General features: G+C 71.1%; 11 protein-coding genes. 7 read left to right on the top strand and 4 right to left on the bottom strand.

All coding sequences use genetic code 11. The features are described from left to right. Window positions 1–24: 24 nt before the first annotated feature. The 4 genes from HNP48_RS05635 (at window position 25) to alkB (ending at window position 5,503) form a co-directional block, all read left to right on the top strand. Window positions 25–2,841 (top strand): DEAD/DEAH box helicase, encoded by a 2,817-nt coding sequence (locus tag HNP48_RS05635; protein WP_184855904.1) that lies wholly within the window; start codon window positions 25–27, stop codon window positions 2,839–2,841. 111 nt (window positions 2,842–2,952) lie between these two features. Then, window positions 2,953–4,104: a bifunctional DNA-binding transcriptional regulator/O6-methylguanine-DNA methyltransferase Ada gene (gene ada, locus HNP48_RS05630; protein WP_260420104.1), complete on the top strand. Its 1,152-nt coding sequence runs from the start codon at window positions 2,953–2,955 to the stop codon at window positions 4,102–4,104. Beyond that, the gene (locus tag HNP48_RS05625) at window positions 4,101–4,835 is read left to right on the top strand and encodes a 2OG-Fe(II) oxygenase (RefSeq protein WP_184855903.1); all 735 of its coding nucleotides are present in this window, start codon (window positions 4,101–4,103) and stop codon (window positions 4,833–4,835) included. Before ada ends, HNP48_RS05625 begins: the two co-directional genes overlap by 4 nt. Further along, window positions 4,832–5,503: a DNA oxidative demethylase AlkB gene (gene alkB, locus HNP48_RS05620; RefSeq protein WP_184855902.1), complete on the top strand. Its 672-nt coding sequence runs from the start codon at window positions 4,832–4,834 to the stop codon at window positions 5,501–5,503. Before HNP48_RS05625 ends, alkB begins: the two co-directional genes overlap by 4 nt. A gap of 1 nt (window position 5,504) precedes the next feature. On the opposite strand, the gene HNP48_RS05615 is transcribed toward alkB, so the two are convergent. Beyond that, a complete protein-coding gene (locus HNP48_RS05615; RefSeq protein ID WP_184855901.1) occupies window positions 5,505–7,295 on the bottom strand; it encodes a DUF3592 domain-containing protein in 1,791 nt (596 codons plus the stop codon). An 89-nt stretch (window positions 7,296–7,384) separates the two neighbouring features. Here HNP48_RS05615 and HNP48_RS05610 point away from each other — a divergent pair, with 89 nt between their 5' ends. After that, complete coding sequence (locus HNP48_RS05610) at window positions 7,385–7,876, top strand: EVE domain-containing protein (protein ID WP_184855900.1); 492 nt, start codon at window positions 7,385–7,387, stop codon at window positions 7,874–7,876. A 7-nt stretch (window positions 7,877–7,883) separates the two neighbouring features. Here the strand turns inward: HNP48_RS05610 and HNP48_RS05605 are convergent, their stop codons facing one another. Beyond that, window positions 7,884–8,975, bottom strand: coding sequence for a GlxA family transcriptional regulator (locus HNP48_RS05605; RefSeq protein ID WP_260420103.1), 1,092 nt, complete (start codon window positions 8,973–8,975; stop codon window positions 7,884–7,886). 131 nt (window positions 8,976–9,106) lie between these two features. On the opposite strand from HNP48_RS05605, the gene HNP48_RS05600 reads away from it, so the two are divergent. Then, a complete protein-coding gene (locus tag HNP48_RS05600) occupies window positions 9,107–11,467 on the top strand; it encodes a penicillin acylase family protein (RefSeq protein ID WP_184855898.1) in 2,361 nt (786 codons plus the stop codon). Between the two features lie 243 nt (window positions 11,468–11,710). Here the strand turns inward: HNP48_RS05600 and HNP48_RS05595 are convergent, their stop codons facing one another. Both HNP48_RS05595 and HNP48_RS05590 read right to left on the bottom strand, forming a co-directional pair. Then, window positions 11,711–12,328: an NUDIX domain-containing protein gene (locus HNP48_RS05595; RefSeq protein WP_184855897.1), complete on the bottom strand. Its 618-nt coding sequence runs from the start codon at window positions 12,326–12,328 to the stop codon at window positions 11,711–11,713. Then, the gene (locus HNP48_RS05590) at window positions 12,325–12,735 is read right to left on the bottom strand and encodes a DUF4406 domain-containing protein (RefSeq protein ID WP_184855896.1); all 411 of its coding nucleotides are present in this window, start codon (window positions 12,733–12,735) and stop codon (window positions 12,325–12,327) included. Before HNP48_RS05590 ends, HNP48_RS05595 begins: the two co-directional genes overlap by 4 nt. Window positions 12,736–12,803: 68 nt before the next feature. Between HNP48_RS05590 and HNP48_RS05585 the strand changes: the two genes are divergently transcribed. Further along, complete coding sequence (locus HNP48_RS05585; protein WP_184855895.1) at window positions 12,804–13,562, top strand: DeoR/GlpR family DNA-binding transcription regulator; 759 nt, start codon at window positions 12,804–12,806, stop codon at window positions 13,560–13,562. The last annotated feature ends 57 nt before the right edge of the window (window positions 13,563–13,619 follow it).

Here is a 13,619-nt window from a genome sequence, read left to right as displayed (position 1 = left end):
CGTTGCGGGCACAATCACCGCCCTGTGACACGCCCCGGTGACCCACCCTCCCATTCCGCAGAACCCGGCCCTCCGCGCTCCGACCGCCAGGCGGTGATCGCCGCCTGGGTGGCCGCCCTGCGCCGCCAGGCCGGGGCCGATGCGCTCAAGGCCCTGCCCCCGCTGACCGACGCCGAGGCCGCGCGCGTGATGGGGCTGATGCGGGGCGATGGCAATGAAGCCCCCCCATCCCCGCAACGCCCGGCCTTGCCCCCGGGCATCGCCGCCGGCCATTTCCAGCCCCGCATCACCCTCATGACCTTGGGCCGGGGCGAGGGGCTACTGGGCCTCAAGCCCCAGGGCAAGATGGGCCCGCGCGGCGACAGCGTGACGCTGGTGCAGATCGACTGGACCTACCGGCTGGAGGACACGCCCCAGGCCGCCATCGCCTGGCAGGCGCCGGCGCCCACCTCTATCCTCAACTCGCGCCCTGCGCCGCTGGTGGACCTGTACGACACCGGCGGCCCCGTGGTGCGCATGCAGCGCGACCTGGCGGCCGAGTCCGACGCCATGGACCGGGTCTGGGAACTGGGCCTGCAGCCGCTGGACGCACGCACCCTGCAGTGGCGCAACCGCGATGCCGGCGCCAGCCTGGGGCCGGTGTGGACGCTGGCGCAGGAGGCCTTCTTCGGCGACTTCTGGGCCGAGCAGGTGCCGCAGCTTGCGGCCCAGGGCTGGAGCGTGGTGGTGCGGCCCGGCTTTGCGCACGAAAGCGTGCCCGTGCAGCGCTGGAAGCTGGTCATCGCCCCCGACACCGGCGAGGTGCTGGGCAAGGAGCTGGCCGGGCCGGTCGGTCCCCGCGAGCGCCCGGTGCAGAAGCTGCAGCTGCCCGCGCGCGAAGGCGCCTGGCTGCTGAGCCTGGGCATCGAGATCGACGGCGAGACGCTGGACCTGGCGCCCATGCTGGCCGACCTGCTCAGGCGCGATGCGCGCTGGCTCATCGCGCGGCGCATGGCGCGCATCGACGATCTGGAGATCATTTCGCTGCGCGCCCCCGGCGGGCGGCGCATCGATGCGCCTGCCGGCCCGCTCAAGGCCATCGTGGGCGCCATGGTGGACCTGATCACCGACCCCGAGCGCAACCAGCACAAGGACGGGGACCCGCTGCGCCTGGGCGCCTGGGAGCTGCGCCGGCTCGAAGCCCTGCGCGCCGGCCTGGTGCAGGCGCACCGTGTGGACGCCGCCAACGACTGGCAGCTGCAGGGCGATATCGGCCTGTCGCAACTGGCCAAACGCCTGAAGGCCATCGGCACGCCCGAGCCGGTGCCCGCGCCTGAGGGCCTGCAGGTGCAGCTGCGCCCCTACCAGCGCGAAGGCCTGGCCTGGCTGCAGTACCTGCGCGCGCAAGGGCTGGGCGGCATCCTGGCCGACGACATGGGCCTGGGCAAGACCGCGCAGGCCCTGGCCCATATCCTGGTGGAAAAGGAGGCCGGGCGCCTTACCCGCCCCGCCCTGGTGGTGCTGCCCACCTCGCTGCTGTTCAACTGGCAGGCCGAGGCGCGGCGCATGGCCCCGGGCCTGCGCGTGCTGGCCCTGCACGGGCCGGAGCGGGGCAAGGCATTTGCCGAGATCGCCGACCACGACCTGGTGCTGACCACCTACCCCCTGCTCTGGCGCGATGTGGAGGCGTTGGCCGCTCAGGCCTTTCACCTGCTCATCCTGGACGAGGCGCAGATGGTCAAGAACGCCGGCAGCCGCAGTGCCCGCGCGCTGCGCCGCCTGCAGGCCCCGCACCTGCTGTGCCTGACCGGCACGCCGCTGGAAAACCACCTGGGCGAGCTCTGGGCGCAGTTCGACTTTCTCATGCCCGGCTTTCTGGGCGATCTGCGCGGCTTCAACGCGCGCTGGCGCAAGCCCATCGAGGAAAACGGCGAGACCCTGCGCGCCCAGTTGCTCTCGCAGCGCGTGCGCCCCTTCATCCTGCGCCGGCGCAAGCAGGACGTGGCCACCGAACTGCCCCCGCGCACCGAGGTGATCCAGCATGTGCAGCTGCAGGGCAAGCAGCGCGAACTGTACGAGGCCGTGCGCACCACGGTCGACAAGCAGGTGCGCCGGGTGCTGGAACGCGAGAGCTTCGACGGCGCGCAGATCACCATCCTCGATGCCCTGCTCAAGCTGCGCCAGGTGTGCTGTGACCCGCGCCTGGTCAAGGGCAGCAAAACTGCGGCCGGCGTGGAGCGCGCCAAACTCGAGCTGCTGGCCGACATGCTGCCCGCCCTGGTGGCCGAGGGCCGGCGCGTGCTGGTGTTCTCGCAGTTCACCGAGATGCTGGAGCTGGTGGCCGAGCAGTTGCAGGCGCTGGCGCTGCCCTTCTTGTCCCTCACGGGCCAGACACCGCCGGGCCAGCGCGGCGCGGTGGTGCAACGCTTCCAGGCGCAGGACGAAGCCAGCCCGCCCATCCTGCTCGTGAGCCTCAAGGCCGGCGGCGTGGGCCTGAACCTCACTGCCGCAGACACCGTGGTCCATGTGGACCCCTGGTGGAACCCGGCCGTGGAGGAGCAGGCCACGGCCCGTGCCCACCGCATCGGGCAGGAGCAGCCGGTCTTCGTCTACAAGCTGGTGGTGCAAGGCAGCATCGAGGAGCGCATGCTGGAACTGCAGGCGCGCAAGGCGGCCCTGGCCCAGGGCGTGCTGGGGCACGACGAGGAAGGCGCCGTGAAATTCAGCGAGGCCGATCTGGTGGCCCTGCTGGCGCCCCTGTCGGAGCCGCAGAACAACCCGCTGGCGATACCCGGCGAGGACGCCAGGCGCTGGGGCGGCACAGGGCTGCGCCGGCCTCGCCCCTTTGTGCCGGATCCCTGACGGCCCCAGGGCGGTCGCCAAAAGTGCAGAATTCAAAAGCAAGCTTCGGGGTGCGTGCAAGGCGGTCCATTTCTACAGTGAGGCCATCTCCAACACCTTTGCGAGGCCACCATGAACACCACCACCGCGTTCGCCCACAGCAGCATGCCCACCACCCGCCCGCCCAAAGCCAGCGCCAAGGCCGCCCAGGCCGCCGCCACCCTGGCCGACCCGCGCTGGGCGGCGGTGCGCGCGCGCGACGCCTCGGCCGACGGCCGCTTCTACTACTCGGTGCAGACCACCGGGGTCTACTGCCGCCCGAGCTGCGCGGCGCGTCCGGCCCTGCCCGAGAACGTGCGCTTCCACGACAGCATCGCCGACGCCGAACGCGCCGGTTTTCGCCCCTGCAAGCGCTGCAAGCCCGGCCAGGCATCGCCCGTGGCGCACCATGCGGCCCTGGTCACCGAGGCCTGCCGCATCATCGAGGCGGCCGACACGCCGCCCACGCTGGACGAACTGGCCGCCCGCGTGGGGCTGAGCGCCCACCACTTCCACCGCATCTTCAAGCAGGCCACCGGCCTCACGCCCAAGGCCTATGGCACGGCCCGGCGCGCGCAGCGCGTGCGCAGCGAACTGGCCGCGCCAGAGGCCGGCAGCGTGACCGATGCGATCTTCAACGCGGGCTACAACGCCACCAGCCGCTTCTATGAAGAAGCCGACGGGGTGCTGGGCATGACGCCCACGCGCTACCAGGCGGGCGGCAGGCAGGTCACCATCCGCTTTGCCATTGCGCAGTGCTCGCTGGGCGCCATCCTGGTGGCGCAAAGCGGGCGCGGCGTGTGCGCCATTTTGCTGGGGGACGATGCCCAGGCCCTGCTCCAGGACCTGCAGGACCGCTTTCCCCAGGCGCAACTGGTGGGTGACGACCGCGGCTTCGATGCCCTGGTGGCCCGGGTCGTGGCCTTTGTCGAGGCACCGGGCCTGGGCCTGGACCTGCCGCTCGACGTGCAAGGCACGGCCTTCCAGCAGCGCGTGTGGCAGGCGCTGCAGGCGATACCGGCTGGCGAGACGGCGAGCTACGCCGAGATCGCCGAGCGCATCGGCACGCCCAGCGCGGCCCGCGCCGTGGCCCGGGCCTGCGCGGCCAATGCGCTGGCCGTGGCCATTCCCTGCCACCGCGTGGTGCGCAACGACGGTGCCCTGTCGGGCTACCGCTGGGGCGTGGAGCGCAAGCAGGCCCTGCTGGACCGTGAACACCGCCAAGCCCAGGGGCAGCCTGCATGAACGCCCGTCTTCCTGAACACACCACGGACTGGGCTGCACGCGCGGGTGCCATCGACTGGGTGGCCGCCACGGAGGGCCTGAATGCCGAGGGCGCGGCCATTCTGCCGGCGCTGCTCAGCGCGGGGGAATGCCAGGCCCTCGCAGGCCTGTACGCGGACGGTGGCCGCTTTCGCAGCCGCGTGGTGATGGCGCGCCACGGCTTCGGCCAGGGCGAGTACCAGTATTTCAGCTACCCGCTGCCGCCCCTGGTGGCCGGGCTGCGCGAGGCGCTGTACCCACACCTCTACCCACTGGCCAACCGCTGGAACCAGGTGATGGGCATCGCCGTGCAGTACCCGGCCGCGCATGCCGATTTCATTGCGCGCTGCCATGCGGCCGGCCAGTTGCGGCCCACGCCGCTCTTGCTGCAGTACCAGGCGGGCGACTACAACTGCCTGCACCAGGACCTGTATGGCGAGCATGTGTTCCCGCTGCAGGTGGCCATATTGCTGTCGGAGCCCGGGCGCGACTTCACGGGCGGCGAGTTCGTGCTGACCGAACAGCGCCCGCGCATGCAGTCACGGGCCGAGGTGGTGCCGCTGCGCCAGGGCGATGCGGTGGTGTTCGCCGTGCACCACCGCCCCGTGAACGGCACGCGCGGCCCCTACCGCGTGAACATGCGCCACGGCGTGAGCCGGCTGCGCTCGGGCGTGCGGCACACGGCGGGCATCATCTTCCACGACGCGACATGACCCTGAATCTCTTTGCCGCGGACGAAGAGGCCGCACTGCTGCAGCAGCAGGCCGGCACCCGGGAGGCCCTGGCACCCGGGGCGGTGCTGCTGCGCGGCTTTGCGCTGGATGGGGCACCCGCCCTGCTGCAGGCGGTGGACGGCATCGCCGCCCACGCCCCCTTCCGCCACCTGGAGACACCGGGAGGCCAGCGCATGTCGGTGGCCATGACCAACAGCGGCCCGCTGGGCTGGATCTCCGACCGCAGCGGCTACCGCTACGGCCGGGCCGACCCGCTCAGCGGACGCCCCTGGCCACCCCTGCCTGCCGTGTTCGCCACCCTGGCGCGCACTGCGGCCGAGGCCGCGGGCTTTGCCGGCTTCGCGCCCGATGCCTGCCTCATCAACCGCTATGCCCCCGGCGCCCGCCTCTCGCTGCACCAGGACAAGGACGAGCGCGACCACGGGCACCCCATCGTGTCGGTGTCGCTGGGCCTTCCCGCCGTGTTCCTGTTTGGTGGCGATGCCCGGGCCGACAAAGCGCAGCGCATTCCCCTGGTGCATGGCGACGTGGTGGTCTGGGGCGGCCCGGCGCGGCTGCGCTACCACGGGGTGATGCCGCTGGCCGAGGCCGAGCACCCGCTGACGGGTGCTTGTCGCATCAACCTCACTTTCCGCAAGGCCGGATGACTCAACCGGGCGGAGAGCCCTTGGTGTAGCCGGTCTGCCGGCACAGCGACGACAGCAGTTGCTGCGCCGCAGCCTTGCCGCGCAGGCTGTCGGCCACGGTGATGGCCTTGCCGCTGGTCAGTGCGGCCTGCAGGCGGTAGTAGGTCTCCTTGTGGCCGCCTGTGGTGGTGGAGTAGCTTTCCTTGAGCTCCAGGCGCGCCACTTCGCTGGCCGTGGCGGTGCTTTCCCAGCGCACCAGTCCCAGCAGGCGCCGCTCGGAGTGGATGCCCTGGCGGTCCAGGCGCACCGTGAGGCTGTTGCACAGGCCGTAGAGCGCCCCCAGCACCACCAGCCAGCCGATGCCGCCGAAGATCAGCGTGAACGGCAGCGGCGCCGCGTTGGTCCACATCAGCACGCCCCCACCAGCAAAAATGGCGCCGAACACGAGCAGCGCCAACATGGTCTTCCAGCGCCGCCCATAGGGAAAATACAGGCGCACGCCGCCGGGCACCTGCTCCACGTCGGACACGTCTGCGGCATCACCGGCCTGGGCCACCTCGCCCAGTTGCGGGTGCTCGGCCGCATCGTGGCGCAGCCAGACGGACTTCTGGTTGGTGATGTAGACCGGCACGTCGAAGCTGCGTTCAAAACCCGGGGCCAGGTTGTCGCCCGCGCTGCCCGGCACGCTGGTGACCTGCAGCCCCCAGCGGTGGTACTCGCTGCCCGGATCTTCCGAGGCAGGCAGGTGCGCCGGCACGTCAAAGCGCATGGCCAACCGCACGCCCTCGCCCTGCGCCTCCACCTGGGCCAGGCCGCGCACCTGCCACAGCGTGCGGCTTTCATAGCTGGTCTTGCCGCCCGAGCGGGTGCGCGTGTGCTCCACGCATTGCAGGGTGGCCAGAAAGCGCAGTCCTGAGCTGTAGGCCACGGGCACCGCCAGCGTGGCGCCGAAATGCCCGCCGATGGAGCCCGGAAACGGGTCCAGCTCCAGCCGTGCATCGCCATAGCGCCGTGCATGGAAGGCGCTGCGTGCGGCCCAGGCCAGCAGCACCAGGCCGACCAGCGGGACCAGCACCAGGATGCCTGCCGCCAGGTGGTCGCCACGGGCCAGCGCGCGCGGCACCACGGAGAAGGCCATGGGTAGCGCCACCAGATTCCACAGAACCGCCAGGGCGCAGAGCACCCAGACCCCGATGTGCCGCTGCGCCCGGATGCGGTTGTCCTTCCAGGCCGCGCGCGACTCCCAGGGGCGTGCCTCCCAGGCCGGCCCCGAGGTGGGAGCGCCCTGGGTGCGCGCGAACCAAAAGCGCAGCGCGAAGACGATGATGCCGATCCCGGCCCCGCCAAACACCAGCGAGAACACCAGCTTGAAGGCCAGCAGCCCGGTCCGCAAGCTTCTGTCGAGCACGGCCTTGGTGGGATCGGCAGGGTCCACCCAGGCCTCTACCGGCGTGCCAGTGCGCTGGGCTGCCTCCAGCCGGGCTCCCAGTTCCTGGTGGAACTCGCCTACGTTGTCGCTGCCCGAGTTGATGGCCACGCGGCGCCCGGTGTACTCCTGCCCCGCCACGCGGTAGCGGTACTCGGCCTTGACGCTGTAGGTGGTGGACTTGCTGCCCCGGCTGGCAACCGTCTCGGCCGAGACCAGCGTGGCCTGCACGGGCTGCCAGCCCTGCATGGTGGTCCAGTCGTACAGCGTGGGCAGCACGCTCAGCAGCAGCAGGCCCAGGCCCACGGCCGCAAACGGCATGCCGAACAGCACCAGCACCCAGGGGCCTGGGCCATTGCTTTTCTTGCTCTTGGATTCTTCAGCCATGGCGTGCAGCGCCGCGCCCCTCGCAGGCGGCAGCGCATTTCCCCCTCACATGTTTTGCGGTCGAACAGTCTCTTTGCCAGAATGGTGCCATGACACCCCCCTCCAGCGCCACCCCCCGCCACTGGCTCATGAAGTCCGAGCCCGAGGAATGCTCCATCGACGACGCCCTGGCCGCGCCCGGTGCCACCGTGCCCTGGACCGGCGTGCGCAACTACCAGGCACGCAACTTCATGCGCGACGGCATGCAGGTCGGTGACGGCGTGCTGTTCTACCACTCCAGTTGCGCCGAGCCCGGCATCGTCGGCATCGCGCGCGTGGCCTCGGGCACGCGCGCCGACCCCACCCAGTTCGACCCGGCCTCGCCCTACCACGACCCCAAGTCGCCACCCGATGCGCCGCGCTGGCTGTTGCTCGATGTGCAGGCCCTGCGCAAGACGCGCCTCCTGGGCCTGCCGGAGCTGCGCCAGCACCCCGAGCTGGCCGACCTGCGCGTGCTGCAAAAAGGCAGCCGCTTGTCCATCACGCCGGTGGACCTGCCCCACTGGGAGCGCATCATGGCGCTGCTGGACACCCAGGCCTGAGCCGCCCTCAACGGCCTTTTGGCACCGGTGCCTCCCCGGCCCCCTGCCATTGCTTGCGCGTGGTGCGCAGCCGAAAACGCTGGCGCCAGGCGCCTGGCGTCACGCCGCACAGGCGCACGAAGACCTTGCGAAAACTGCCCGCGTCGCCATAGCCGCATTGCTGGGCCACGTCTTCCACGGTGAGGTAGGTGGTCTGCAGCAGCGCCTGGGCCTGGGCCACGCGCAGGCCGTGCAGGTAGTCCTGCGGCGTCTGGCCATGCTCCTGCGCAAACCAGCGCAACAGTGTGCGCGGGCTAGTCGACGCGGCACGCGCCGTGGCCTGCAGGCTGTAGGGCTCGCTGCGGTGCGCCTGCAGCCAGCGCCGCGCCTGCTCCAGTGCACCCGCGACCATGGGGCTGCCGGTGGGCGTCTCCATGCCGGCGGGGGCGGTCAGCTGGCGCTGCGGGTCAAAGCGCAGCACCGGTGAGGCGGCCTGCGCCAGCTCGGCCATGGGGGTGGACGACAGCAGGTCCAGCATGGCGGCCGTGGTCTCCTGCAGCGATGCGGTGGTCCACAGGGCGCCATCGCGCTGCCAGGGCTGGTTGCGCTGCCAATCGCCCCGGGGCATGACTCCCTGCTGGCCACTGCCCGGTGCCGGCATCAGGATGGAGGGAGCAAACACCCAGGGCAGCGCCACCTTGCGCCCGGCCAGCAGCCCGCAGTCGGCCAGCAGGTGCGAGCCGGTGAACAAGCCCGCCACCTGCCCGCCGCCGGCCAGGTGGGCACGCAGCAAGGGACCGAAATGCGCCACATGCCGGCTGCAGATGTCACGCAGCCGCGGCCCCGTGGGCGCCAGCCAGCCGGGCAGCACGATGGTGTGCAGGGGGCCATCCATCTGCTCGGCGCCCGGCACGGGTGGCGGCAGGCCCTGGGCTTCCCCCGGCAGCGCCAGCCAGCACCAGCGCATCGGCGGCGGGGCCTTGTCGCTGCGCATGGCGGCCAGCGTGTTCATGGCGCGCAGCACATCCACCACCGCAGCCGCCGTGCCCGCAATGCTGTCAGGCCCCCAGAGGATGCCGACGTTGACGTGGGCAGGCGGGGGCAAGGTGGGTGCGGGCATGGTGGCCATCTTGCCACCATTTGCGTCCATCCTGCCACCATCTCCAAATGTTACCGGGCAGTAGCATGGCTGCGCGATCGCAAAGCGCCATGGGCTGCATGCCCATGCCAACACAACACCCGGAGACCCCAATGACCTACCCCACGGGCCGCACGCTGGCCCTGTCCGCCACGGCCGCCGCCGCGGCCCTGCTGCTGTCCGCCTGCGCCAGCGCTCCAGGCACTGCGGCCAGCGACCGCAGCCTGACCATCGAGCGCACCACCTACGGCATCCCCCACATCACCGCGCACGACCCCGAGTCACTGGCCTATGGCGTGGCCTATGCCTATGCGCAGGACAATGTCTGCATGACCGCCGACCAGCTGGTCACGGCGCGCGGGCAGCGCGCCGCCACCTTCGGCGGCAAGACCATCGGCCTGCTGGGCCGCCGCTACCTGCCCAACGAGCAGATCGACCTGTTCATGGCCGCCCACATGGACGATGCACTGCTGGCGCGCAGCTGGTCCGCCACCAGCACCGAGGCGCAGTCCATGGCACGCGGCTATGTGGCGGGCTACAACCGCTTTCTGGCCGACCACGCCGGGCGCCTGCCCAAGGCCTGCAACGGCCAGCCCTGGGTGCAGCCCATGACGCTGCCCGAATACCGGCGCATGGCCGAGGTGGTGGCCGTGCAGGCCGGCATCGCCGCGCTGGCCGATGGCATGCTGGATGCGCAGCCCCCGGCGCCCAAGGCGGCACAGGCGGCTGCCCCTGCCGTGGACCTGGCCGATGCCGCCCAGGCCCTGCGCGAGCTGGGCCTGCTCGATTCGCCGCTGGGCTCCAACGCCTGGGCTTTCGGCAAGGAGACCACGGCCAATGGCAGCGGCATGCTGCTGGGCAACCCGCACTTCCCCTGGAGCGGGCCCAACCGCTTCTACGAGATGCACCTGACCATCCCGGGCCGCATGGACGTGATGGGCGTGGGCATAGGCACCTACCCCATGGTCTCCATCGGGTTCAACAAGGACGTGGCCTGGTCGCACACCGTCTCCACCGGCAAGCGCTTCACGCTCTACGAACTGGCCCTGGTGCCCGGCGAGCCGACCAGCTACCTGGTGGACGGCAAGCCCGAGAAAATGGTGGCGCGCCAGGTGAAGGCCCAGGTGCGCAGCCCCGATGGCACGCTGCAGACCCGTGAACAGACGGTGTGGACCAGCCGCTGGGGCCCGCTGGTGGTGGTGCCGCGCGCCGGCCTCACCTGGAACGGCAAGACCGCCTACGCCCTGCGCGATGCCAACACCGGCAACACCCGCATGATGGACGCCGCCCTGGCCTTTGCCCGGGCCGGCAAGGTGGACGACCTGCACCGGGCCCATGCCTCGCTGGGCCTGCCCTGGGTGAACACGCTGGCGGCCGACCGCCAGGGCCGCGCGATGTATGCCGATGTGAGCGTGGTGCCCGACCTCAACGCCGCCGACCTGGAACGCTGCGCTCCCAGCAAACCGGCCGCGGCACTGCGCGGCAGCGCCGGCCTGGTGGTGCTGGACGGCGCCCGCAGCGACTGCGCCTGGCGCCGCGACAGCGCCTCGCCCGTGCCCGGCCTGATCCCCATGGCCCGCATGCCGGTGGCGTTTCGCAACGACTGGGTGCACAACAGCAACGACAGCTTCTACTACACCCATCCGGCCCAGCCATTCGGCGCGATCTCGCCCCTGGTGGGCGATGCCAGCCTGACCCGCCCGCGCACCCGCGCCGGTCTCGCCGAAATCCCCGAGATGCTGGGCCGGGGCAAGGTCACGCTGCAGGCCATGCAGCAGCAGCTGTTCCAGAACCGCAACTTCATGGCCTCGGTCACTGTGCCGGACCTGCTGGCCGCCTGCGCCCAGGCGCCCAGCGCCGCATCGCGCGATGCCTGCACGGCCCTGCGCGGCTGGAACCTGCGCAATGACCTCGATGCGCGCGGCGCCCACCTGTTCCGCGAGTTCTGGCGCAATGCACGCAACATCCCTGGCGTGTTCCGCGTGCCCTTCGACCCGGCCCAGCCCGTGGCCACGCCAGCGGGGCTGAAGATGGACGATGCCGCCATGGCCGCCAAGGTGTGGGAGGCGCTGGACAAGGCGGTCGCCACCATCCGCAGCAGCGGCTTTGCGCTCGACGCCCCGCTGGGCAGCGTGCAGCGCCCGGCCATCACCGAGGAGGCCATCGCCCTGCATGGCGGCGAGGAATTCGAGGGCGTGCTCAACAACCTGGGCCGCCAGGAGCCCGCGCCCCTCAACCAGGCGGGCCTGCGCATCGACTACGGCACGAGCTATGTGCAGACCGTGACCTTCGACGCGCGTGGCCCGGTGGCCCAGGCCATCCTGACCTACGGCCAGTCGACCAACCCCGAGTCTCCGCATGCGAACGACCAGATGCGCCTGTTCTCACGCAAGGAATGGCACACCCTGCCCTTCCACCGCGCCGATGTGGAGCGCGAGCGCATCGGCGAACCGCTGCGCCTGGTACGGCCGTAAAACCTGGCCGACACGGCTTCAGGCAACAACTGCACTGTGCTGGCAGCAGTGCATGAAACTGGCGCGGCCGAAGCCAGTGCCCCCGCGCAAGGGCCGCCCCGCCGCGCTGGGGGCGTCCCCCTCCCAGATTGCGCAGCAATATGAGAGAGGGGCTGAGGGCCGCGGCTCCAAGCCTGGCTGCTCAGGCTTGGACGTGCCCAAAGAGCCACCGCCTCTGGCGGTGGCGCCGAGGCGCGAAGCGACTCAGGGGGTGTTCACGCTAGCCAGGGCCACGTGCTGCAACAGCATGATGGTCTTGCCGTCCTGGATGCGGCCCGAGGCGATGGCGGCCAGGGCGTCGGCCAGGGGCATCTCGATGACCTCGATGTCCTCGCCCTCTTCCACCACGCCGCCGCCCGCGCGCACGCGGTCGCCGGGCGCGTACTCGGCGATGAAGAAGTGCAGTTTCTCGGTCACCGAGCCCGGGCTCATGTAGGCCTCGAACAGCTTGCGTGGCGCGCGGATGCGGTAGCCGGTTTCCTCCTCGGCCTCGCGGCGGATGCAGGCCTCGGGTTCATCGCCATCGAGCAGGCCGGCACAGGCCTCGATCAACTGCCCATCGGGTGAGCCATTGAGAAAGGCCGGCAGGCGGAACTGGCGTGTCAGCACCACGGTGCGGCGCACGGGATCCCACAGCAGCAGCACGGCGCCGTTGCCACGGTCGTAGGCCTCGCGGCTCAGCGGCTGCCACCGGCCGTCGCGGCGGCGCAGCTCGAAGTGGATCTTGCGCAGGGTGTACCAGCTGTCCGACAGCAGCTCCGCGCCCAGCAGCCGGACGTTCTCGGCATCGCCCGGCAAGGGGGCAGCTTCGGGGCGCTTCATGGCACCACCGCCTCTGGGGCCACGGAGCGCAGGGGCAGCGCATCGATGTGGTGGTAGACGGGCAGCCCCAGGGCCTGCGCGCGGGCCACGTCCCTGTCGGCCCCGCGCGATGCGCCGGGCAGGCGCAGCACCGCATCGCAGCGCGACAGCAGCCGCTCGGCCACCGGGTACTGGTAGGCATGGAACACGGCATCCCCCTGCGCGCGCCCACCTGCCGCCTCGATGATGGGCAGCGCCAGCCACTCGCCCAGCATCGGCAGGTGGCCGCGCTGGTAGATGGGCAGTGCAGCGGCTTCCAGCCGCGCGCGGTTGGCGGCAATGCGCGCGGGGTCGCCGTCGGTGCCGGACAGGTAGGGGCCGGCAATGAGTACCAGCAGGGGGCGGTCGGCCGCCGTGGTGTCGTGCATGGGGTTCTCCACAGTTCAATCGTGCAGTATCATGCATTTTCATTGAATTTCATGCAATCAAGCAAGCCATGCTCACAAGCCAGCGCAAACAACGCATCCTCCAACGCCTGCAGCGCGACGGCCAGGTCGTGGCCAAGGCGCTGAGCGACGAATGGGGCATCTCCGAAGACACGGTGCGGCGCGACCTGCGCGAGCTGGCGGCCGAAGGCCAACTGCAGCGCGTGCACGGCGGCGCCCTGCCCGCTTCGGCCGCCGTGGGTGACCTGCGGCTGCGCCAGCAACTCGCGCCCGACGAAAAACGCCTGCTGGGACAGGCCGGCGCCGCCTTGGTCCGGCCTGGCCAGGTGGTCATCCTCGATGGCGGCACCACCTCGCTGCAGGTGGTGCAGCACCTGCCGCTCCACCTGCATGCCACGGTCGTGACCCACAGCCCGGTGGTGGCCGCGGCGCTGGCCGGCCATGTGCACATCGAGGTGCTGGGCCTGGGCGGGCGCCTGTACCGGCACTCCATGGTCCATGTGGGCGCCAGCGTGGTCGAGGCCGCCGGGCGGTTGCGCGCTGACCTGTTCCTGATGGGCGTCACCGGTGTGCATGCCGAGGCGGGCCTGACCACGGGCGATTTCGAGGAGGCCGCCGTCAAGCGCGCCCTGCACCAGCGCGCAGCCGAGACCGTGGTGCTGGCGTCCAGCGACAAGCTCGGCGCGGCCTCGCCCTTCACCGTGGCGGCCCTGGGCGACATCACCACGCTGGTCGTTCCGGCCACGGCACCGGGCCGCATCCAGCAGGAACTGCGTGCGACGGGTGTGGACCTTGTCCTCGCCAGCTGACCCGTCATCCGCTGCGCTGCAGCGTTGCCACCGCCGTGGGCCTGGGCACCTACGACG

It is taken from the genome of Acidovorax soli (assembly GCF_014207955.1).
Taxonomy (GTDB): domain Bacteria; phylum Pseudomonadota; class Gammaproteobacteria; order Burkholderiales; family Burkholderiaceae_C; genus Acidovorax; species Acidovorax soli_A.
The sequence above is the reverse complement of the archived record's forward strand: the minus strand, read 5'-3'. Positions and strand labels throughout refer to the sequence as shown.

Excerpts from the sequence above, each read along its gene's own strand:
- HNP48_RS05595 (WP_184855897.1), bottom strand. The coding sequence starts at position 12,328 with ATGAAGCGCCCCGAAGCTGCCCCCTTGCCGGGCGATGCCGAGAACGTC.
- HNP48_RS05615 (WP_184855901.1), bottom strand. The coding sequence starts at position 7,295 with ATGGCTGAAGAATCCAAGAGCAAGAAAAGCAATGGCCCAGGCCCCTGG.
- HNP48_RS05590 (WP_184855896.1), bottom strand. The coding sequence starts at position 12,735 with ATGCACGACACCACGGCGGCCGACCGCCCCCTGCTGGTACTCATTGCC.
- alkB (WP_184855902.1), top strand. The coding sequence starts at position 4,832 with ATGACCCTGAATCTCTTTGCCGCGGACGAAGAGGCCGCACTGCTGCAG.
- HNP48_RS05585 (WP_184855895.1), top strand. The coding sequence starts at position 12,804 with ATGCTCACAAGCCAGCGCAAACAACGCATCCTCCAACGCCTGCAGCGC.
- HNP48_RS05605 (WP_260420103.1), bottom strand. The coding sequence starts at position 8,975 with ATGCCCGCACCCACCTTGCCCCCGCCTGCCCACGTCAACGTCGGCATC.
- HNP48_RS05610 (WP_184855900.1), top strand. The coding sequence starts at position 7,385 with ATGACACCCCCCTCCAGCGCCACCCCCCGCCACTGGCTCATGAAGTCC.
- HNP48_RS05625 (WP_184855903.1), top strand. The coding sequence starts at position 4,101 with ATGAACGCCCGTCTTCCTGAACACACCACGGACTGGGCTGCACGCGCG.
- ada (WP_260420104.1), top strand. The coding sequence starts at position 2,953 with ATGAACACCACCACCGCGTTCGCCCACAGCAGCATGCCCACCACCCGC.
- HNP48_RS05600 (WP_184855898.1), top strand. The coding sequence starts at position 9,107 with ATGACCTACCCCACGGGCCGCACGCTGGCCCTGTCCGCCACGGCCGCC.